Source organism: Roseovarius sp. W115 (assembly GCF_032842945.2).
Taxonomy (GTDB): domain Bacteria; phylum Pseudomonadota; class Alphaproteobacteria; order Rhodobacterales; family Rhodobacteraceae; genus Roseovarius; species Roseovarius rhodophyticola.
In genome coordinates this window covers 2,389,081-2,409,095 of record NZ_CP146606.1, presented here as the reverse complement: position 1 = coordinate 2,409,095, position 20,015 = coordinate 2,389,081, and the positions used below count along the sequence as shown (strand labels likewise).

22 protein-coding genes and 1 pseudogene are annotated in these 20,015 nt (G+C 57.8%); 6 read left to right on the top strand and 17 right to left on the bottom strand.

Annotation, left to right across the window (positions count from 1 at the left end; translation table 11 throughout):
* Positions 1–24: 24 nt before the first annotated feature.
* The 11 genes from ybgF to ruvC all read right to left on the bottom strand — a co-directional run bounded on the left by ybgF (position 25) and on the right by ruvC (position 8,649).
* Positions 25–903, bottom strand: coding sequence for a tol-pal system protein YbgF (gene ybgF / locus RZS32_RS12225; protein ID WP_317057254.1), 879 nt, complete (start codon positions 901–903; stop codon positions 25–27).
* Between the two features lie 24 nt (positions 904–927).
* Complete coding sequence (gene pal / locus RZS32_RS12220) at positions 928–1,446, bottom strand: peptidoglycan-associated lipoprotein Pal (RefSeq protein WP_317057906.1); 519 nt, start codon at positions 1,444–1,446, stop codon at positions 928–930.
* 67 nt (positions 1,447–1,513) lie between these two features.
* On the bottom strand, positions 1,514–2,845 hold the full coding sequence (gene tolB, locus RZS32_RS12215; RefSeq protein ID WP_317057253.1) for a Tol-Pal system beta propeller repeat protein TolB: 1,332 nt from the start codon (positions 2,843–2,845) through the stop codon (positions 1,514–1,516).
* Positions 2,842–3,978 (bottom strand): energy transducer TonB, encoded by a 1,137-nt coding sequence (locus RZS32_RS12210; RefSeq protein ID WP_317057252.1) that lies wholly within the window; start codon positions 3,976–3,978, stop codon positions 2,842–2,844. The genes tolB and RZS32_RS12210 overlap by 4 nt, the downstream gene beginning before the upstream one ends.
* A gap of 6 nt (positions 3,979–3,984) precedes the next feature.
* A complete protein-coding gene (gene tolR, locus RZS32_RS12205) occupies positions 3,985–4,458 on the bottom strand; it encodes a protein TolR (protein ID WP_317057251.1) in 474 nt (157 codons plus the stop codon).
* A gap of 1 nt (position 4,459) precedes the next feature.
* Positions 4,460–5,155 carry a protein TolQ gene (gene tolQ / locus RZS32_RS12200; protein WP_317057250.1) on the bottom strand — a complete coding sequence of 232 codons (696 nt, stop codon included), beginning with the start codon at positions 5,153–5,155 and terminating at the stop codon, positions 4,460–4,462.
* Positions 5,156–5,269: 114 nt separating this feature from the next.
* Entirely contained in the window at positions 5,270–5,659 is a 390-nt protein-coding gene (gene ybgC, locus RZS32_RS12195; RefSeq protein WP_317057249.1) for a tol-pal system-associated acyl-CoA thioesterase, read from the bottom strand.
* 9 nt (positions 5,660–5,668) lie between these two features.
* On the bottom strand, positions 5,669–6,304 hold the full coding sequence (locus RZS32_RS12190) for a hypothetical protein (RefSeq protein ID WP_317057248.1): 636 nt from the start codon (positions 6,302–6,304) through the stop codon (positions 5,669–5,671).
* Positions 6,305–6,384: 80 nt separating this feature from the next.
* Positions 6,385–7,413: a Holliday junction branch migration DNA helicase RuvB gene (ruvB, locus tag RZS32_RS12185; RefSeq protein WP_317057247.1), complete on the bottom strand. Its 1,029-nt coding sequence runs from the start codon at positions 7,411–7,413 to the stop codon at positions 6,385–6,387.
* 73 nt (positions 7,414–7,486) lie between these two features.
* On the bottom strand, positions 7,487–8,158 hold the full coding sequence (ruvA, locus tag RZS32_RS12180) for a Holliday junction branch migration protein RuvA (protein ID WP_317057246.1): 672 nt from the start codon (positions 8,156–8,158) through the stop codon (positions 7,487–7,489).
* Positions 8,155–8,649, bottom strand: a complete 495-nt coding sequence (gene ruvC / locus RZS32_RS12175; protein WP_317057245.1) for a crossover junction endodeoxyribonuclease RuvC — start codon at positions 8,647–8,649, stop codon at positions 8,155–8,157. The genes ruvA and ruvC overlap by 4 nt, the downstream gene beginning before the upstream one ends.
* A gap of 302 nt (positions 8,650–8,951) precedes the next feature.
* Between ruvC and RZS32_RS12170 the strand changes: the two genes are divergently transcribed.
* Complete coding sequence (locus tag RZS32_RS12170; RefSeq protein WP_317057244.1) at positions 8,952–9,146, top strand: DUF1127 domain-containing protein; 195 nt, start codon at positions 8,952–8,954, stop codon at positions 9,144–9,146.
* A 135-nt stretch (positions 9,147–9,281) separates the two neighbouring features.
* Here the strand turns inward: RZS32_RS12170 and RZS32_RS12165 are convergent, their stop codons facing one another.
* The 4 genes from RZS32_RS12165 to RZS32_RS12150 form a co-directional block, all read right to left on the bottom strand.
* Positions 9,282–9,629, bottom strand: coding sequence for a hypothetical protein (locus RZS32_RS12165; protein ID WP_317057243.1), 348 nt, complete (start codon positions 9,627–9,629; stop codon positions 9,282–9,284).
* A gap of 103 nt (positions 9,630–9,732) precedes the next feature.
* On the bottom strand, positions 9,733–10,608 hold the full coding sequence (locus RZS32_RS12160) for a 50S ribosomal protein L11 methyltransferase (RefSeq protein ID WP_317057242.1): 876 nt from the start codon (positions 10,606–10,608) through the stop codon (positions 9,733–9,735).
* 24 nt (positions 10,609–10,632) lie between these two features.
* The gene (locus RZS32_RS12155; RefSeq protein ID WP_317057241.1) at positions 10,633–11,865 is read right to left on the bottom strand and encodes an MFS transporter; all 1,233 of its coding nucleotides are present in this window, start codon (positions 11,863–11,865) and stop codon (positions 10,633–10,635) included.
* A gap of 343 nt (positions 11,866–12,208) precedes the next feature.
* Positions 12,209–14,410, bottom strand: a complete 2,202-nt coding sequence (locus RZS32_RS12150) for a primosomal protein N' (protein WP_317057240.1) — start codon at positions 14,408–14,410, stop codon at positions 12,209–12,211.
* A 119-nt stretch (positions 14,411–14,529) separates the two neighbouring features.
* Between RZS32_RS12150 and fsa the strand changes: the two are divergent.
* Positions 14,530–15,182, top strand: a pseudogene (gene fsa, locus RZS32_RS12145) (fructose-6-phosphate aldolase).
* A gap of 75 nt (positions 15,183–15,257) precedes the next feature.
* On the opposite strand, the gene RZS32_RS12140 reads toward fsa, so the two are convergent.
* The gene (locus RZS32_RS12140; protein WP_317057239.1) at positions 15,258–16,175 is read right to left on the bottom strand and encodes a dimethylarginine dimethylaminohydrolase family protein; all 918 of its coding nucleotides are present in this window, start codon (positions 16,173–16,175) and stop codon (positions 15,258–15,260) included.
* A 248-nt stretch (positions 16,176–16,423) separates the two neighbouring features.
* Here RZS32_RS12140 and RZS32_RS12135 point away from each other — a divergent pair, with 248 nt between their 5' ends.
* The 4 genes from RZS32_RS12135 (at position 16,424) to RZS32_RS12120 (ending at position 19,548) form a co-directional block, all read left to right on the top strand.
* Positions 16,424–17,113: a DUF484 family protein gene (locus RZS32_RS12135; protein ID WP_422395967.1), complete on the top strand. Its 690-nt coding sequence runs from the start codon at positions 16,424–16,426 to the stop codon at positions 17,111–17,113.
* Positions 17,110–18,027, top strand: coding sequence for a tyrosine recombinase XerC (locus RZS32_RS12130; protein ID WP_317057238.1), 918 nt, complete (start codon positions 17,110–17,112; stop codon positions 18,025–18,027). The genes RZS32_RS12135 and RZS32_RS12130 overlap by 4 nt, the downstream gene beginning before the upstream one ends.
* Positions 18,028–18,173: 146 nt before the next feature.
* Positions 18,174–18,755, top strand: a complete 582-nt coding sequence (locus RZS32_RS12125) for a cytochrome P460 family protein (protein WP_317057237.1) — start codon at positions 18,174–18,176, stop codon at positions 18,753–18,755.
* Positions 18,756–18,849: 94 nt separating this feature from the next.
* Complete coding sequence (locus tag RZS32_RS12120; protein WP_317057236.1) at positions 18,850–19,548, top strand: CDP-alcohol phosphatidyltransferase family protein; 699 nt, start codon at positions 18,850–18,852, stop codon at positions 19,546–19,548.
* On the opposite strand, the gene RZS32_RS12115 is transcribed toward RZS32_RS12120, so the two are convergent.
* Positions 19,545–20,012: a methylated-DNA--[protein]-cysteine S-methyltransferase gene (locus tag RZS32_RS12115; protein WP_339106647.1), complete on the bottom strand. Its 468-nt coding sequence runs from the start codon at positions 20,010–20,012 to the stop codon at positions 19,545–19,547. The genes RZS32_RS12120 and RZS32_RS12115 overlap by 4 nt on opposite strands.
* Positions 20,013–20,015: the final 3 nt, after the last annotated feature.

Here is a 20,015-nt window from a genome sequence, read left to right as displayed (position 1 = left end):
CCAGAAGGATGGAAAACGGATCACTCACCCGCAGCTCATGTTTTGAATTTCAGCCTGTGCCTCGGCGGCGGCCGGGGATTGCGGAAACCTGACGCCCACTTCGGAAAGGGTCACACAGGCCTCGTTGGTTTGCCCCAACTGCGCCAGGGCGCGTCCCAGCCGGAACAGAGCATCCGGAGCCTTGGTTCCGTTGGGTTCGGCGCTGAAGGTATCGAGATAGGCACGCGCCGCCTGAGTCATCTCACCAGATTGCTCAAGCGCCTCACCCCTCTTCAGGCCAGCTTCGCCACCAAGCGGGCTTCCAGGGTAGTTTTCCTGAAAGAGCGCGAATTGCCGCGCGGCTTCAGCCATATTGCCAGCTTCAAAACTGGCCATGGCTGTATCGAAATCCGCCTGTTCTCCCACCGCAAGCTCTACACCACCGGTGGTGCCTGTATCAGTCGACCCCGAAATCTCGCCAGTTGTAATCGTGGTTGACGCCGTGTCTGTGCCCGTTGCCGTAGCCCCTGTTGACGGCGCGATGCCGCCCAAAGTATCGCCGACTTCCAAAGTGCCAATGTCGCATCCTGGCTCAAGCTCGCAAACCCGAAACTCAAGATCGCCCACCCTGTTGGTGCCATCAGTGACCACCCGGTCGATCCGAAACTCAAGCTGCTCTGCCTTGGATGTCAGACGCTGCAACTCAGCTTCCATGGCATTGACCCGGTCGATTACCGAACCACCTACTGTGAGCTGCCCAGAGGCACCCGTTGTGCTCAGCTCACGCTTAAGCTTCTGCAATTCAACATACATAACAGCAAGCTCTTGCCGGATATCGGCAAGAGTTTCACCACCGTCTTGCGCCAGCGCCACGCTCGGCATCCCGAGCATGGCAACGACGACCAGTTTACAAATCCAACGCATGTTGAGTCCCGTTAACTCTTTGTCCTAGCTGGTTGGCACAACCGAAATGACGGTAACCGCTCGGCGGTTTTTAGCATAACAGCTTTCTTCACTACAGATTTCCAGCGGCCGTTCCTTACCATAGCTGATCACTTTCATGCGGTTTGTCGCAACCCCTTTGGCGGTCAAATATTCCAAAACCGCATTGGCCCGGCGTGCACCGAGCGCGAGGTTGTATTCCCGCGTACCTTGCTCATCGGCGTGACCCTCGATGACGGCAGAGTATTCCACGTTGGTGCTCAACCATTGCGCCTGTCCATCCAGCGTCGCCATGCCTTGCGGTGTCAACGTAGACTGATCTACGGCAAAAAGAACCCTATCTCCAACGGTTTGCTGGAAATAGGCGGCTGAAGTTGGGTCCTGCGGCGATCCCGCCAGGGCGCCACCTGCAACACCACTGTTGTTTAGATCAACCGCGTCGCTATTGCCAAAGCGATCCGCTGAAGAACAGGCCCCGAGGGCCAGCACAGCGGCAAGAATTGTCGTTTTACTCAAGATATTCATAGGATTGCCCCACTCATTTTTCATCTGCTCTTTGTTTAGTTTATCATATGCAAACATCGCATGCACTTCACTTCTGCAAGCCCGACCACGACGGGTCGGAGGCACCGATATCCAGCGGCACCTGACGCAGATTGCGCCCTGTGATATCCACCGAGTAAAGCCGCGCCTGCCCTTGTGCGCCTTGCGATTCACGGGTGAACATGATCACCCGCCCGTTCGGAGCCCAGGTTGGCCCCTCATCAAGAAACGACGCCGTCAAAAGCCGTTCTTCACTCCCATCTGTGCGCATGACACCGATATGGAACCGCCCTTTGGATTGCTTGGTGAAGGCCACAAGATCCCCACGCGGCGACCACACAGGCGTGCCATAGCGCCCCTGTCCAAAGCTGATGCGTTGCGCCTCACCCCCACTGGCAGGCATGACGTAAAGCTGTGGCAGGCCCGAGCGGTCGGATTCAAACACGATGCGACTTCCATCCGGGCTAAAGCTGGGCGCGGTTTCAATAGATGGCGCGGAAGTCAGGCGCGATGTGCGACCACTTCCGATATCCATGGTGTAAAGGTCTGTATTGCCACCCGATGTAAGGCTAAAGACCACCGTGCGTCCATCAGGTGCAAAACGCGGCGCAAAGCTCATTGTGCCTTGCTGCGTCTCAAGCACACGCCGGCCGGCACTGGCGACGTCCAGAACATAAATCTTGGGAAAACCACTCTCATAGCTTGTGTAAAGAACCTGATCGTCTCCAGGCGAAAATCTCGGCGCAAGCACAATGGAACTCGCATCAGTGAGATAGTTCAAGTTGGCCCCGTCATAATCCATGATCGCCAACTGCTTCTGACGGTTGTCCTTTGGGCCACTTTCCGCAACGAAAACAACTCGACTGTCGAAATAGGCGTCTTCGCCCGTCAGTCGCGAGTAGACTTGATCCGCCACCTTATGCGCCATGCGCCGCCACCCATCGACAGTGCCCTGCAATTGCAGTCCCTGGCCGATCTCTTGGCCGGCAAACACGTCATAAAGCCGGAAGCGCACAGTCAACCGCCCTGCCCCATCCACCGAAACGCCACCAACAATCAGGGCCTGCGCATTGATGGCCTTCCAATCAGGGAACTGAATAGGGCTTGCAAAATTGGTGATCCGCCCGATATGCGCCGAAGCCGGAATTTCCCGGAAAAGCCCTGTGCCACTCAGATCAGCAGCAATCACCTGCGTGATGTTCTGCGCGTGTTGCGCCGCTGCGGCATTGTCGGCCACGAATACGGGAACAGCGTAGGGCAAAGGCTCAATCACACCTTCGGTGATCTCGATCCGAAGCGGGCCTTCTCGCTCCTGCGCCGCAACCGGGGTGGCGAACCCTAACAGAAAGGCCGAAAGGAGGGTCAGTACATATTTCATCATTTGATCCTCATTCTCTCCGGATTGAATGTCATCTCAATTTCTCGCCAACTGGCATACTTGTCAGCCGGTAAGTCAAATCCGCTTGCACCACAGCGCAAAATCGCGCGGCGGGCTGCCTGAAAGGCCTGTTCTGCCGACGCAGTGCTACCGCCCGAACTGCTGAGCATTCGGATGGAACTGCTCACGGGCCGCGCATCTTCACTCATGTTGACGGACACGACCACCGTGGTTTGCAACGCATCTGTGCTAAGCGACCCGACATTCCAACACCGCTGCACCGACACACGCAGCGCGTCTTTCTCACCCGCTGTCAGCGGTGGACCTTGCGGTGCCGTATCCGCCGCACCTTCATTGGTACCCAAGGCCTCGGCCAAAGCATCATTGACCGCCGCGCTCGTGTCAGGCTCGTCTTCGGTCTGCGCCGTCTCGGTTTGCGCAGGCTCTTCGGTTGCCTCTTCCGGTTCCGCCGCCGGTTCAGGCCGATCAGGCCGCGTCTGCGGGCGCAACGACCGCGTTGGCGCCGCCGCAGCTTCTTGATCCGCCTCCGTCACAATCTCGGTCGTCGCCTCCTCAGGCGCAGTGGCCTCCTCGTCAGGCGCCACCTCCTCGGCCAGAGCATCTGGCTGCACCTCTTCGCGCTCAACCTCATCAATCGCCACATCCGGTTCCGGCTGCGCTACAGGCTCGGGGGCCACACGTGGTGCATCCTCAGCCTGCGCCTCTTCTGCTTGTTCTGGCACAAGAACCGCCACTTCTTCGTCCGGCGGATCAAGCACAGGTGGCTCGTCACTGACCTCTGCCTCGGGAGCTGGCTCAGGTTCTGTCACTTCCGGCACAGGATCAGGCGGCGGCGTCTCAGCCACCTCCGGCGCTTCCAATTCCGGCGTATCGTCTGCCTCTGAATTCACTTCCGGCGCTGACTCGCCTTCCTGCGGCGGCTCGGGTGTGTCCACATTGGCCACCGCTTCGGGCGACGCCTCTGGAGCTACAAGTGCCGCGTATTCTTCGGCTGAAATGGCAGTCACTTCGGTTACACGAAACGGCAACGGTTCGGCCTGAAAGGCCCCGCCAAAAATGGCAAAGGCGACCAGCCCTGTATGGGCCACACCGGATATGACCTGACCGGTGTTCATCGACTGTTACCCGTCTTGCTCATCAAGCGTCGGGCCGCCGGCCTCTGTCACCAGACCGATATTGTTGAACCCACCACGATTGAGCGCACCCATGACTTCCATCACTTGCGCATAGGATACCGACCCATCCGCACGCAGGTAGACCCGCGTGCTGTCACGCTCGGCCGCAATGCCCTGCAACCGGCTCACAAGATCGCCGCGCGCGACTTCTGTGGTCTGGATCATCACCACACCTTCGGCTGTCACGGTCACGGTCAGCGGCTCTTCTTCTTCGCCAGGCAGCGGGTTGGCCGCCGTTTCCGGCAGTTCCACAGGGACGCCCACCGTCATCAAGGGTGCGGCCACCATGAAGATGATCAAAAGCACCAACATCACGTCCACAAAGGGCGTGACGTTGATCTCTGACATAGGACGAGAACGCCCGCGTCCGCGCCGCCTGCGTCCGGAGTCACCTGATTTCTGAACAACACCTGCGCCCATATCAGCTGTCCAACTGACGGCTCAGGATCGTTGCGAACTCATCGGCAAACGCCTCGTAGCTGGCCACAATACCATCGCAATCCGCGCTGAGCTTGTTGTAGAAAATCACCGCCGGGATCGCGGCGAGAAGGCCCAGACCTGTTGCCAAAAGCGCCTCGGCAATGCCCGGAGCCACAACGGCAAGGTTGGTGTTCTGCTGCTCGGCAATCTCAATAAAGGCATTCATGATGCCCCAGACCGTGCCGAAAAGCCCGATGAACGGTGTCACCGACCCAATCGAGGCCAGAATGGTAAGCCCGCTCTGCAGGTTCTTGCTTTCCTTGGCAATCGCCACATCCATCGACCGGTCAATCCGCGCCGTGGCTCCGGCAATCAGCCCACCGTCATTTCGATGGCTTCGCCGCCATTCCATCATGCCCGCCGCAAAGACGCGCTCGGATTGCCCCGCCGGGTCCGAGCCGATCTCGTCAAACAGCTCATCCAAAGGATCCCCGGACCAGAAGCGGCGATCAAATACATCCGCTTCCACCCGCGCCTTGCGGTACACGATCAATTTCTGGATGATGATCGACCATGCCCAGAACGAAGCTATGATCAGCATCAACATCACCAGTTTTACGATTAAAGTTGCGCGTGCAAATAGCGCCCACAGTGAGAAATCCATCTCCTGTGCCAATGCCAGGGTTTCTGCTTCCATCCGCCTGCTCTTTTTTATCGGCTTATTTGTGCCGTGCTTTATTGAGCGGCACGCTAGCCGATTTTAAAGGGGAAAGCCAATAACATCCGCACCCTGGCGACAATCGGGCACAGTTTAATGCACGATCTGGCGAATATTTGCCGGTAAACGCACGGGTTGCCCTGTTTCCGTCAGGCAGGCAATGGTGACCTGTGCGGCAAAAAGCAGTTCATCCGCACGAAACACCGTTTGGTCCATGATCAGCCGCGCGCCACTCACCGAAGCAACCGTTGTGCGCACCTCCAGCTCATCGTCAAACTTGGCAGGCAGATGGTAATCCGCCTCGACCCGACGCACTGCAAAGACCACACCATCCTCTTCGCGCATGGCGTTCTGATCAATCCCCATTTCCCGCACCCAGTCACTGCGCGCGCGCTCTATGTACCTGAGGTAATTGGCATAATACACAATGCCCGCCATGTCGGTATCTTCATAGTAGACGCGGATCGGGAAGGTGTGTGTCATGACACGACCCTAGACCTGTTTAACCCGCGCCGCCAGTCTGAGCGCGTGACTTGGGTCTTGCGCCACCACTGGCATGACCGGATCATAACTGGCCCGGATGACAGCCCCGATATCGGGCCGCAGGATCACCTTGCCCTCCGGCGCCTGCGCCAGAGGAGATCGCCCTACAAATGCGGTGTCTGACCAAAGCACAATGGTCTGCACCACCTGCGCCAAAGCCAAAGTGTCTGCGGGAACCTTGCTAAGCTCCTCATCCATACGCAGAAACACAAAACTGGCCTTGATCGCGCCCGCCTCATCAAAGCGGAAAATCCGATATTGATTGGCCTCAGCCGCCTTCAGACGCTCCACCAACGGCCCCAAGTCTGGCACCATCCGATCCAGATCAGGCACCTCGGTCAGCTCATCCCACTCTCGGAAGAAAAAGAACATCAAGTTGACGCCCAGCTCAGGGTCCGTCTCAGCCATGTTGTGCCCGGCCATGAGCACAACCGCCTCAACCGCGCCCTTCACGATTTCAAGCGTGCTGTCATCCGTGCCGAACACCACCGGCACCAAAGGCCGTCCCCAACGTGCAAAGAGGTAAGTGCCATCAGCACGGGTAAACAGCGCCTCAACGCCTTCATGTGATATCAGGTCAGCCATATCCTGCAGGTATCAGAGCTTGTCAGAGGTGCAAGAGCACAAGGCTTTTCTTCTTGCCAAAAATATCCTCGCCGAAGGCATCACTTGCCAAACAAATCGCTCTGCCCTGGGGCTTTGGGCGCGTCCATCCCCAAATGCCGCCAACCCAAAGGCGCCAACATCCTCCCCCGCGGCGTGCGCTGTATCAGCGCCTGCTGCAACAAAAACGGCTCAATCACCTCTTCGAGCGCATCACGGCTTTCAGAAAGGGCCGCGCTCAAGGTTTCAATCCCCACTGGCCCGCCCTGATACCCTTCGGCAATAAGACGCAGATACCGCCGATCCGCGCCGTCAAGCCCCAGACCATCCACGCCCAGCCGAGTGAGCGCATTATCGGCCAGTGCCTGTGTGATCTGCCCGTCGCTTTCCACCACGGCGAAATCAGCCACCCGGCGCAACAGCCGTCCGGCAATGCGCGGCGTGCCGCGCGAGCGGCGCGCAATCTCGCGCGCGCCTTCCTCATCTGCTGGCGTGCCCATGCGCATCGCGTTGCGCGTTACGATCTGATGCAGCTCATCCTCAGAATAAAACTGCAGCCGGGTTGGAATGCCGAACCGATCCCGCAAAGGCGTGGTCAAAAGCCCCAACCGCGTCGTGGCCCCCACCAGCGTGAAGGGCTGCAATTCAATCCGCACTGTCCGTGCCGCAGGCCCTTCGCCGATCACCAGATCAAGCTCGAAATCCTCCAATGCAGGATACAGCACCTCTTCCACGGCCGGGTTCAGCCTGTGAATTTCATCAATAAAGAGCACATCATTTCGCTCAAGATTGGTCAGAATGGCCGCCAGATCCCCCGCCTTGGCCAGAACCGGCCCCGAGGTCATGCGAAACCCCACGCCCAGCTCACGCGCCATGATCTGCGCGAGCGTCGTCTTGCCCAAACCCGGTGGACCATGAAAGAGCGTGTGATCCATCGCCTCACCGCGTTGCCGGGCGGATTGGATGAACACGCTCAGATTGGCCCGCGCCTCTTGTTGCCCGATAAAATCAGACAGCATCTGGGGTCGCAAAGCGCGGTCGGTATCCTCTGGCAAGGGATCAGGGCGCAAGGTTGGGTCAGGGTCACTCATATCCAGCGCTCCTCAAACCCTGTCGGGCTTTCGACGCGAAGAAGACCGTGGGGTCTGATGAACGTCACTTCTTTCATGACTTCGGCGCCAAAAGCTTCAACGCCGCCCGGATAAGCGCCGGTGTTTCGCTCTCGCCGTTACCAGCCGCCTGCGCGACCGCGGCCGCTGCGTCCCCCGGTGCATATCCAAGGTTGGTCAAGGCCGAGAGCGCCTCGGCTTGCGCAGCAGGATTGCCAGCAGGGGCGGTGACGGATGGCGCAATCTCGGCTTCAATCACCGCATCCGTATCCGCTTCAGGCGTGGGGCCAGCACTTACCGCATGTGTTGCGCCCATCGCCATCACCTCTGGGGCCTTGTCTTTTAGCTCATGCACCACGCGTTGCGCCGTCTTGGGGCCAATCCCCTTGGCCGCCTTGATGGACCCCGCATCGCCCAGCGCGATGGCGCGGCCTACGCCTTCAGGTCCCAGAGTGCCAAGAATGGCCATAGACGCCTTCGCCCCCACGCCCTGTACACTCATCAAAAGCCGGTGCCACTCTTTCTCGGCCAATGTGGTAAAGCCAAAAAGTTGCAACAGGTCTTCGCGCACCAGAAGGTCTGTGTAAACCGCTGCATGCTCCCCAATGCCGGGCAACGCCGCCAATGTCCGGTCTGAGCAATACACGAGATATCCCACCCCACCCACATCAATCAGCACGTGATCGGCAGCACGATAATCTATCCTTCCGGCCAGCCGCCCGATCATGCGCGTTGCCTCATTGTGAGAACCGGAGACGCCCCATGATGCGCATGGCAAATCGCAATCGCCAGCGCATCTGCAGCATCAGGCCCCGCCAGATCAGCACCCGGCAACTGAACCCGCACCATATGTGCCACCTGATCTTTGGCGGCATGACCCACGCCTACAACGGTCTTTTTCACCGTGTTGGGCGCGTATTCTCCAACCGTTAGGCCAAACTGCGCTGGCACCAGCATGGCAATGCCCCGCGCCTGACCCAGTTTGAGCGTGCCCGCCCCATCCTTGTTCACAAATGTCTGCTCCACAGCAGCTGTTTGCGGTGCGTAAGCCGAAAAAATCGCGCTGAGTTGTTCATGCAAAGACAAAAGACGCTCGGATAAACTAACGTTCAGCGTCTTACACACGCCATTGGCCACGTGGCTGATCCGGCTGCCCTCTGTGTCGATCACGCCCCAGCCCAGATTTCGCAACCCGGGATCAATGCCAATGACCCGCATATGTCTGCCCGTTCTTGTTGTTTTCACTGCGTTAGCACGAAACGGGAACAAAGACCAAGAAGTAATACACACAGCCTGGCAAGTGGCCCTGACAAAACCGCTATGAAAGCCGTGCCGAAAAACAGCTTTCTGGTTTTCGTTAAATATAAAAAGATTACGATTTTACATAAGTTTACGCAGAATCCACCTATGCAATAGCTGCATATTGACTATGCAAAAAACACCCCTTGTTGGCGCGCATGTCCAAGACTATCTCGCCGTGATCACAACGCATCATGCGTCTCAACAAAAGGACCATAACAATGGCTGTCATCGACACAACCACCGTGGCCGGCGGCAAAGGCAATGCCCTTAGCCGTACGGTTCAAAACATCATCGCGCAATTCAATGCGTGGAATGACGCTCGGATCACACGCAGCGCGCTCGCGCGCTTGTCAGATCGCGAGTTGGAGGATATCGGTATTAGCCGCGCAGAGATCGATACGATCGCCGGTTAAGCCCTTTCTTTTAAGCATGTTTGCCCTGGCACATGCTTTCCAGATAAAAGAAGCCCTGCACGCGGACCAACGTGCAGGGCTTTTCTTTGACTTCAAGGGGCGACGCTGTCGCGCTGGAGGGACCCCTGAACTCCTTTAGTTGAACAAAACGTGTAGCTGCTTGGCAATTTCCAAAGTGATTGGATCGCTTTGCATTGCAAATGCACCGGCTTGTTCCATGATCGTGCCTTGGTTCAGCGCATCAACGCGCTGATCGTAAACTGTGGTGCCCAGATGGGCCATGATCATTCCTTTGAACAGGAAGAAACCTACCACCAAGAAGGCCAGCCCACGAACCGAAAACCCGGTGCGGCGGCGCTTGGGGCGAAAAACAATGAGACCTTCACGTGTAACACGCGCGGAGTACCCGCCAGCCATACGTGCCTTCTTGCGGTCAATCTTCCGCAAGCGCTCGTCGAAACTTGTAAAACCGTCAGCCGTCATAACAACGTCCTTATATTCGTCCTTAAACCCTGACCTGACGCTAGGTACGAATTGTGGCAGAAATGGGGCGCCTGCCTTATTTGCGCTGTTTTTTCTTTGTTTTTCAGACACTTTTGCGGAGCATTAGTGACGACCAGTCACCAATCACTAGGGTCTCAACAACACTGTTTCCGTAGGCGGTATAAACATCGGCGATCTCTTGCCGTTGCTCATTCAGGATACCGGAAAGAATCACATTTCCCTGTGGTGAAAGTGCCTGAGTGATTCTGTCGCAGAGACCAATCAGCGGTCCTTTGAGGATATTTGCGAAAATCAGATCAAACGGAGCGGCCTTGAGGATGTCTTCATGGTCCAGTCCCTCGGCCTCCACACATAAGACATGACCTGCAAGCCCGTTCGCGGTCACATTCGCCTCGGCCACCTCGACGGCCACAGCATCAATGTCACTGGCCAGCACGCGCGCTTGCGGCCACACTCGCGCCGCCGCCATCGCCAGTACGGCTGTGCCGCACCCTAGATCCAAAACGCTTGTCGGCTGAGCACCTCCAACAATCGCAGTCTCCAGCAATTGCAGGCACCCCTGCGTGGTCCCATGATGGCCAGTGCCAAAGGCCATGGAGGCCTCAATCAAGAGAGGTTCACACCCTTCGGGCACTTTATCTGCGTCATGGCTACCGTATACAAAGAACCGCCCGGCCTCGACCGGTGTCAGCTCTCGCTTGACCTTGGCCACCCAATCCACCTCGGGCAGCTCGGAGACAACAAAATCCTTCGCACCATGCAAAGCCGCCAAAAGCGCAAGCCCTGCGGCATCAGGCGCGCCCTGGAAATATCCGCCCACTTCCCAAAGGCCTGAGCCGTCCTCAAGTTCAAAGACGCCAACCCCCGTCGGTTCCGGCGTCAGTGCTTCCATCGCCGCACCAAGAGCTTCGGCTTTGTCTTTTCCGGCAAGCGTGGTGAGGGCGGTGAATGTCGGCATGTCTGATGAACCCGTCTGAAGGACTTACTCTGCCACCGCCGGAGCGCGGCGCATCAGGATCGTCTCATACCCCGGTTCAGGATGGCGGGGAATAAGCAATGCCAGAAGAAACGACACGGATGCCATGCACGCCGCTAGCACAAAGACAGCCGCCGGTGAGACCAGCCACAAGTATCCCAATGCCGCAGGCAGAAACACCGCCGCGATGTGGTTGATGGTAAAGGCCACGGCGGCTGTGGGCGCGATATCTCCGGGATCGGCAATTTTCTGAAAATAGGTCTTCAGCGCCAGTGCCAGAGCAAAGAGCAAATGGTCCACCACGTAGAGCACCATCGCCAGCAAAACGCCCCAGCCAAAGAAGTAAAGCCCGCCATAGAGCAAAAAGACCAGCGCCAGACCGGCATATTCAAACAGCAGCGTCGCGCGCTCGCCAAAGACATGCACCGCCCGGCCCATGAGGGGCGCAAAGATCATGTTGGCCACAAGGTTGATCATGTAAAGCGCTGTGACCTCATGCACCTCAAAGCCAAACTTTTCGACCATCATGAACCCGGCAAAGACAATGAAGATCTGCCGCCGCGCACCCGACATGAATTGCAGCGCATAATAAAGCCAATACCGGCGGCGCAGGATCATCTTCTTTACCTGCGGATTGGGCGCCTCAAACTGCGGGAAAGCCACCATGCAATAAAGCGCGATCAGAACAGTCGCCCCTCCGGCCAGGATATAGACAGTGTTATAGCTCAGATCGAGCGTCTCCCAGGTCATGACAATCAGCACATAGGCCACCAGCGTCGCAGCAGACCCCGCCGAGACCAGCCAGCCCAGCATCTGCGGCGCACGGTGTTTGGGCAGCCATTGAAGCTGAAGCGACTGGTTCACCGTCTCGTAGTAATGAAAGCCGATCGAGCTGAGCATCGTGATCGTCAGGATCCCGCCCATGGTCGGAAACCACGCGGTAATGGCCGTGGCCACACCCAAGAGAACCAAAGAGATCAGTGCCAGCGTCTGCTCGCGCATAAATATGATGATGGCAATCACACCAATGGCGAAGAACCCCGGGATTTCGCGCACCGTATGCAGCCAGCCGATGTCCGAACCGTCAAAATCCGCGGCCTCAATGACAAAGTTGTTGATGAGCGCCATCCAGGTGGAAAACGCCAAAGGCATCGCCGCCGCCATGAGAAAGAGCAACACAACAGGCCGCCGCCATTTCGGCAACAGGTGCGCATCATCAAGGGGAAAGGTGGTGCTCATGAGACAGCCTTACGCCCATTGCCCGGTTTTGACCATGGGTCAGGACGCAGAGCAGGTGTGCGAAAATCGCAAAAGTCATTGGCAAAGCTGTCCTATGTACGCGTCGAGGTCGAAGTGAATTTACACCAAGCCGCGACAGCGCCGGACCGGGGGACGGCGCAGCCTCCATCCGAGCCTCGGCGGTTTATGCCAGCCAAGCACATCCTTCATACATGCCACGCGCTTACGTGAACAAAGCGCCGGCCCATCGGGTCGGTCCGGCGCTGGCGCGGCAGGGCTTTGCCCCTTGAGTTCGCGCCTTGGGGGCGTTGAACACATTCTCCGCAAAACACCCCACCCCACTTCAATAAAAACTCTGTGGATCAATATCCACGGCCAGCCGGAACTGGGCTGATCCCTTGACCGGCGCCACCCATTTCGCCAGCGCGGGCTGTAACGCCGCCCCTTTGGGCGCTTTGACCAAAAGCCGCACGCGGTGCCGTCCTCGCACCCGTGCAATGGGTGCGGGCGCCGGGCCAAAAACCTGCCCCCCTGCTGCGCGAATGGCGCCGTCATTGCGCGCGAGCAAATTGCCGATATCAAAGGCTTCCTGCATATCGGTCGAAGACAGGATAATCCCCGCCATACGCCCAAAGGGCGGCACGCCTGCCTGATTGCGCTCTGCCGCCTCGGCGCGCCAGAACCCCTCTTCATCTCCCGACAGGATCGCCCGGATCACCGGATGCTCTGGCTGGAACGTCTGCAACAGCGCCTGACCGGGCTTTTCCGCGCGCCCTGCACGCCCGGCCACCTGCCGCATCAGCTGAAACGTCCGCTCCGCCGCGCGCAAATCAGAGCCCTGCAAGCCCAGATCGGCATCGATCACGCCAACAAGCGTGAGGTTGGGAAAGTTATGACCCTTCGCAACCAGCTGAGTTCCAACGATAATATCTGCCCCACCTTCGGCAATCTCGGCAATCTGCGCTTTGAGCGCCCGCGCCGAGCCGAACATATCCGAACTGAGCGTTACCACCCGCGCCTCGGGAAAGAGCGCCTGCGTTTCTTCGGTCAATCGTTCCACACCCGGCCCCACAGCCGCCAGCCGATCTTCGGCCTCGCAGGAGGGGCACACGGACGGCATCGGCTTGGTCTCTCCACATTGGTGGCACATCAACCGTTTGAGAAAGCGATGCTCCACCATCCGCGCATCGCAATGATCGCAGCCCACCTGATGACCGCAGGCTCGACAGATCGTGACCGGCGCGTAACCCCTTCTGTTCAAAAACAAAAGCGCCTGTTCGCCCGCCTGTACCCGTGCTTCGACCGCCTTTTGCAATGTAGGTGAAATCCACCGGCTGGCGGGTAGGCGTTCCGTGCGCATATCAATCGCGCCGAGCTCGGGCATGACCGCCTCACCAAACCGCGTATCAAGATCAAGCCGCGTGTATTTCCCCGCCTCGGCATTGGACCAGCTCTCGAGGCTGGGCGTGGCCGAGGCCAGCACCACCTGCGCATCACATAGGCTTCCGCGCAGCACAGCCATGTCACGCGCATTGTAGAGCACCCCGTCTTCCTGCTTGTAGGACGTATCATGCTCTTCATCGACAACAATGAGGCCAAGATCTTGAAACGGCAGAAATAGCGCCGAGCGCGCACCGACAACCATCTGGCACTGCCCTTGCCCCACCATCTTCCAGATGCGGCGGCGTTCGGTCATGGTCACGCCCGAATGCCATTCGGCGGGCCGCACACCAAACCGCGCCTCGACCCGGTCAATAAACTCCGCCGTAAGGGCAATCTCTGGCAACATAACCAATGCCTGCCGTTTGCAGCGCAAGGTCTCGGCCACGGCTTCCAGATAGACTTCTGTTTTTCCCGATCCGGTCACACCCCGTAACAACGTTGCCTGAAAACGCGCGCCGCACACACCCGAGATCAAAGCCTGTGCCGCGGCAGTCTGATCAGGCGTCAGCGCAGCGCTTCCGCGATCCGGATCCAACGGCGGATAAGGCGCATCACGCGGCGTGTCTTCCTCCAGGACAGCCCCCTGTTTCACAAGGCCCTTCACGACAGAAGACGTTACACCGGCCAGATCGCTCAACTCCTTGAGCGTAAACGCCAAGCCTCCGTATTCGCGCAGCGCCTCCAACGCCTTTCTACGCGCCTTGGTCTCGCGCTCCGGCGCGCGGTCTCCCAGCCTATACACTTTTTGCATCGAGGGCGGGTTGCTGAGACCCGGTGCGCGCGTGGCCAGCCGCAACATCGCAGGCAAAGGCGTCAGCGTATAATCCGCCGCGCGTTTGAGAAAGCTCTGCATGTCTTCCCGCATGGGTGCCACATCCAACACACGGATCACCGAGCGCACTTTCGAAAGATCATAGTCCCCCTGCCCGGTGCCCCAGACCACGCCCAAAACCTTGCGCGGCCCAAGCGGCACCTCGACAAAGCTGCCCAGATGACAGCCACCTTCAGGCGCTTTGTAATCAAGCGGACGTCCCAAAGGCTGCGTCGTCAGAACAGAGACAAGCGCGCCGGTATCAAAAAAGCTGGGCGAAGGAGACGTCACAGGAGGCCCTTGGCTAGGAGGTCCCGGATCACGTCCAGGACAGGGGGTTTCGGGCGTCCACTCTATGAGGTAAAGCCAAAAGAGAAAAACCCCAACCCGCACCAAAAGGGCCGCTTGAGATGAAATTTTTCGTAGATACCGCCGAAGTCGATGCCATTGCCGAACTCAATGAGCTGGGCATGGTCGATGGGGTGACCACAAACCCCTCACTGATCATGAAATCCGGGCGCGATATTCTCGAAGTCACCAAAGAGATCGCCGACATGGTCGATGGCCCTGTAAGTGCCGAAGTGGTGGCCACCGAGGCTGACGCAATGATCGCAGAGGGGCGCAAACTGGCCAAGATCGCCGACAACATCGCCGTCAAGGTGCCGCTCACCTGGGATGGGCTGAAGGCGTGCAATGTGCTGACGAACGAAGGCAACATGGTCAATGTGACGCTGTGTTTCTCGGCCAATCAGGCGCTTCTGGCCGCGAAAGCCGGAGCCACCTTCATCAGCCCCTTCATCGGACGGCTCGACGACATCAACCTCGACGGCATGGACCTCATCGCCGACATCCGCACGATCTATGACAATTACGGGTATGAAACCCAAATCCTCGCCGCCTCCATCCGCACCGTGAACCACGCCACCCAATCCGCCCTGATTGGTGCGGATGTGATGACCGCCCCCCCGATGTGATCAAGAAAATGGCGCTGCACCCGCTGACGGATAAAGGTTTGGATGCGTTTTTGAAAGATGCGGCCAGCGCGAATATCAAGATCGTTTGACGGACCGAGTGATTGATTAGGGAGCGTTCGGTGCGCGAACACTGCAGGCGTGCACCGGCAAATTTGCTTTCTGCGTCAATCGGGCTCTCGGTAAAGCTCATGACATGAGCAGTGAACCCCGCCGCCACCTAACGCAAACATGTCGTACTCAACCGCGTCAACGTGAAAGCCGCGATCTTCCAGCTGTTTGTTGACATTCACATTGTGGCTCATTGACAAGACACGCTTGTTACCAAGGCTAACCAAATTGCCACCCAGCTTTACACAATCTGAGTAGGCAACCGGGATGGTCTCAATGCCGTGCGTCTCTTTGATATAGTCAAGCGTGTAGGGTTGCAGCGCATCTTCGCACACCAAAGCCAACCCTCTTTCGAGCATTACAACGACCGCGTCCACATGCACAAACTGTGGTGGAATAGGCGCGACCAAAACCTCCCAATCCTGTTCACGAAGCCAGCCTGCGACTTGCTCGGCACCTTCCTTCGTCGATCGATCCCCTGACCAGCCCAGCAGGGCGACACCTGGTTTCAAAATGCAAAAATCCCCACCCTCAAAATGCCCGGCCGTTACCCATTTCCAAATTGGGATACCTGCTTTGTGGTAAAACTCGCTGGCGACCGCATAATCCCGGCGACGCGGAGGCGTCTGGATAGATGTGATGACCGCACCCCAGGGCGTCATGAAGCTCGAGTCACGGGTGAAAACAGAAGATGGAAGCCCCGCGTCGGCTTCCGCAAAATGTACATTCACACCATTGCGCGCATAGATCTCCACCATTTGCCGGTGTTGCTTCATGGCTTTTTGCTTGTCAAAGCGATGGCCCATTTCCTCCATATTCGCCAAGGTCACTGCGGAGATCGAGTTCAGAGCAACCCAGCGAAAATGATCCGGCTTACCAAGCAGTACATCGGTCAAAACACCTGTCTGAGCGTTGACACCCCAACGCACCGGTTTGTCTTGGATGGATGCCGACGTGGCCTGCAATTTGTTCATGTTGTTTCCAATCTGACCAAGTAAGTAGACGATATGCATCGTGAATTTAGAAAGCAACACGGGCACCATGCGCCAACATTTGCGGAAAGAGGCGTGAATAGCGGGCAAAACCAAACCTTGCTCACAACAAATCGTGCAAACCCGCAACAGGTAAAAACCTCGACAGATAAAACTAGCGTCACGGGGTCCCGCTCTGCTAAAGAGAGCACAACAAAAAAATGGGGCGTAACGTGAGCAGTCAGCCTGAAATGACCGAAGTTCTGCGCGAGAAGATCATCGCGCAGCCGAATGTAATTCTTGAAGATCAAGACCTTATGCGTGCACTCATCGCTGCGAATGAGCGGGCAATGGGCAACAACATTGTCGATCTGCGCGGCATCGCCATGGACCGGCTTGAGGCGCGGCTGGAGCGGTTGGAAGACACCCATCGCAGCGTGATCGCCGCAGCATATGAAAATCTCGCAGGCACCAATCAGGTGCATCGCGCCATTCTGCGTATGCTGGATCCGGTTGAGTTTGAAAACTTCCTGAAGGATCTCGGCGGCGATGTGGCCACGATTCTGCGGGTCGATTGCATCAAGCTGGTGCTGGAGTCTGTCCAAAATGATGATGACCCGGCGGTCAAGCGACTTGGCGATGTTCTCTCGGTCGAGACCCCCGGTTTCATCGAGCAATATCTTGCTGTGGAACAGGGCCACCCCGTCCGGCAGGTCACCTTGCGCCAAATTCAGCGTGGCGACCCGCGGGTCTACGGCCCAGAGGCGGAATTCATGCGTTCAGAGGCCTGCCTGCTTCTGGATTTCGGCGAAAATCGTCTGCCCGGCCTTCTGGTCATGGGCGCAGAGGATCCGCATCAGTTCAACCCGCAACAAGGCACCGATCTTTTGTCCTTCTTCGCAGGTATCTTTGAAAGAGCGATGCGCCGCTGGCTGTCATGACTTCGCCCGCAGCCCGCGACGCGCTGCAGGATTGGCTGGCCTTTCAAAAATCGTTGCGCGGTGCGCCGCAAACCACACTGGATGCCTATGGCCGCGATGTAAGTGACTTTCTGACGTTTATCACAGAACACAAGGGCGAAACCCAAGGTTTGCGGGCGTTGGAGCGTATCAGCGTCACAGACATGCGCGCCTGGATGGCGTTTACTCGAGGGGACGACGTGGGTCCGCGTTCGCTGGCGCGCAAACTCTCGGCGGTCAAAAGCTTTTTCCGCTGGCTCAGCGAGCGTGAAGGAATTGAACCAACTGCCGTGCTTTCGGCCCGGTCTCCCAAATATCAGCGCAAACTGCCGCGCCCACTCAGCCCCGGTGCGGCGCAGGATGTGATCGACACACTGTCGTTTCAAACCACGCAACCTTGGATCGGAAAGCGCGACGAGGCAGTTGTCACCCTGCTCTATGGCTGCGGTTTGCGCATCTCCGAGGCGCTTGGCCTTCTGGGGTCTGACCTACCGCTGGGAGAGGCGCTGCGCATCAAAGGCAAAGGCGGTAAAGAACGTGTTGTGCCCGTCATCGCGCCCGCACGCGAGGCGGTCGAGCGTTACGTCGCTGCCTGCCCCTACCCCATGGAGCCCGAGCAGCCGATTTTTCGCGGTGCCCGAGGCGGGCCGCTGAACCCACGCACTTTGCAACAGACCATGGCGCGTGTGCGCATGCAGCTGGGATTGCCGTCAACCGCAACACCCCATGCCATGCGCCACAGCTTTGCCACGCATCTGCTCAACGCAGGCGGCGACCTGCGCGCCATTCAGGAACTTCTGGGCCATGCTTCACTTTCCACGACGCAAGCCTATACGGCGGTGGATACGTCCCGATTGATGGAGGTTTATGCCAAGACCCATCCCAGAGCGAAGTGAGAACGGCGGCTGGTTTCTGAGTGGCGTTTGTATGGTCACAAACCTCAAGCAAACGTGAGGAGTTCTGATTGGCTCATGGAACGCAGTGTGTGACAGGGTGCGCGAGGATTTATTGCCAATAAGGCAGGAATTGAAGGAGCTCCCCAATGATCCGCAAGCTAGCTATCGCCGCAGCATTCATGTCTTTTGCCGGCGCCGCCAGCGCTGAAGACTGCGCCGCCATCACCGTCGAAGACTCTTTTGACCTTACAGATGATCATGTTACCGCACTCTACGAATGCCTCGGCGCACAAATGGCTGAAGGCTATGCCTCTCAGGGCGACGCAATCGCAGCTGAGTACCGCAACTGGACACCAACGCAGACACTCGGCGCTGTTGCCGGTGCGCACGGCAAGCGGGTGCTTTTCACATACGCCAATGATGTCGCCGCCGAGCAATATCTCAAATTCGAGGACGAAGGCGTTGAAATGCCGGTGGGTTCGGTTCTGGCAAAAGAAAGTATTTCTATCTCTATCAAGAAGCAAAAAGCTCGGCCTGGTCCACTCTTTCTAATGACCAAAGTTGGCCTTGATGAAGCACCCGATACCAAAGGCTGGCTCTATGGGGGAATTCAGCCCAATGGCAAACCGATGAAAGTCAAACAGAGCTTTTGCCATGACTGCCATATCGCTTGGGAAAGCCAGGATGCATTGGCCTACCCGGTCGAAGAATACCGCGTCAGCCAATGAGCTGAACAGACATTAAGACAACATTGAACCGCGCCGGTCGCCACGGCGCGGTTTTGCATTTGCATCGCTTGCCACGATGGCCCATGACAGTCACATGACGACCCAACTCAAAGCACTTGGTGTGCACCTGCTGACAGCTACAGGTGCCGTGTTCGCCATGCTGGCCATGCTGGCCGCTGTTGACGAAAAGTGGAGCCTGATGTTTCTCTGGCTTGTCGTCGCTTTTCTGGTGGACGGCATCGACGGCCCGCTGGCGCGGAAATACCATGTAAAGAGCAATGCGCCACAGTTCGATGGTGTTCTGCTTGATCTGATCATCGACTACCTGACCTACGTCTTTATCCCCGCCTTTGCGCTATTCAAATCAGGCCTCTTGCCCGGATGGACGGGATGGTTCGCCATAATTGTCATCACTTTTGCCAGCGCTATGTATTTTGCAGATACACGCATGAAAACAAAAGACAATTCTTTCTCCGGCTTTCCCGGGTGCTGGAACATGCTGGTGCTTGTGCTCTTCGCGATTGAACCGAACTTCTGGGTGTCCCTCACGCTCGTGGCGCTCTTGGCCATCGCCATGTTCATCCCGTTCAAATTCGTGCACCCGGTACGCACCGCCCGCTGGCGGACTCTCACCCTACCCATGGCGCTGGCCTGGACCTTTTTTGCCGGATGGGCCGCCTGGGTCGACTTTCACCCTGAAAGCTGGGCACATTGGGGGCTGATTGTGACCAGCGTCTACCTCACACTCGCGGGCATCGCACAACAGATCATCCCCGAGCGTAAACGCGGCTAGATCAAAAGACCTGCCGCACCCTCATGGCGCAACAGCCACACCTTATCTTCGATTCCGCCGGAGCCTGAAAATCCACCCAGGTTGTTGGCACCCAACACCCTGTGACAGGGAATGATAATCGGAATCGGATTGCCCCCACAGGCCGCACCGATAGCCTGCGCCGGGGCCTCGCACAGCTTGGCCAGATCGCCGTAGGTGCGGGTTTCACCAAAAGGAATGCCCTGCATGGCGTTGCAAACCTGCTTTTGAAACGCAGAGCCAACCACCTCAACCGGCACGGTGAACGCAGTCAATTCCCCTGCAAAGTAGGCCTCAATCTGGGCCAATGCATCCGCCAATACCGGGTCTGGTTCTTGATCATCAATCTTTGGCGGAACCTGCCCCCAACGCACCCGCGTCACGGCCCCATTCTCGCAAGTGACGCGCACATGGCCCAATGGCGTTGTGACATATCCTTGCGACAAGTC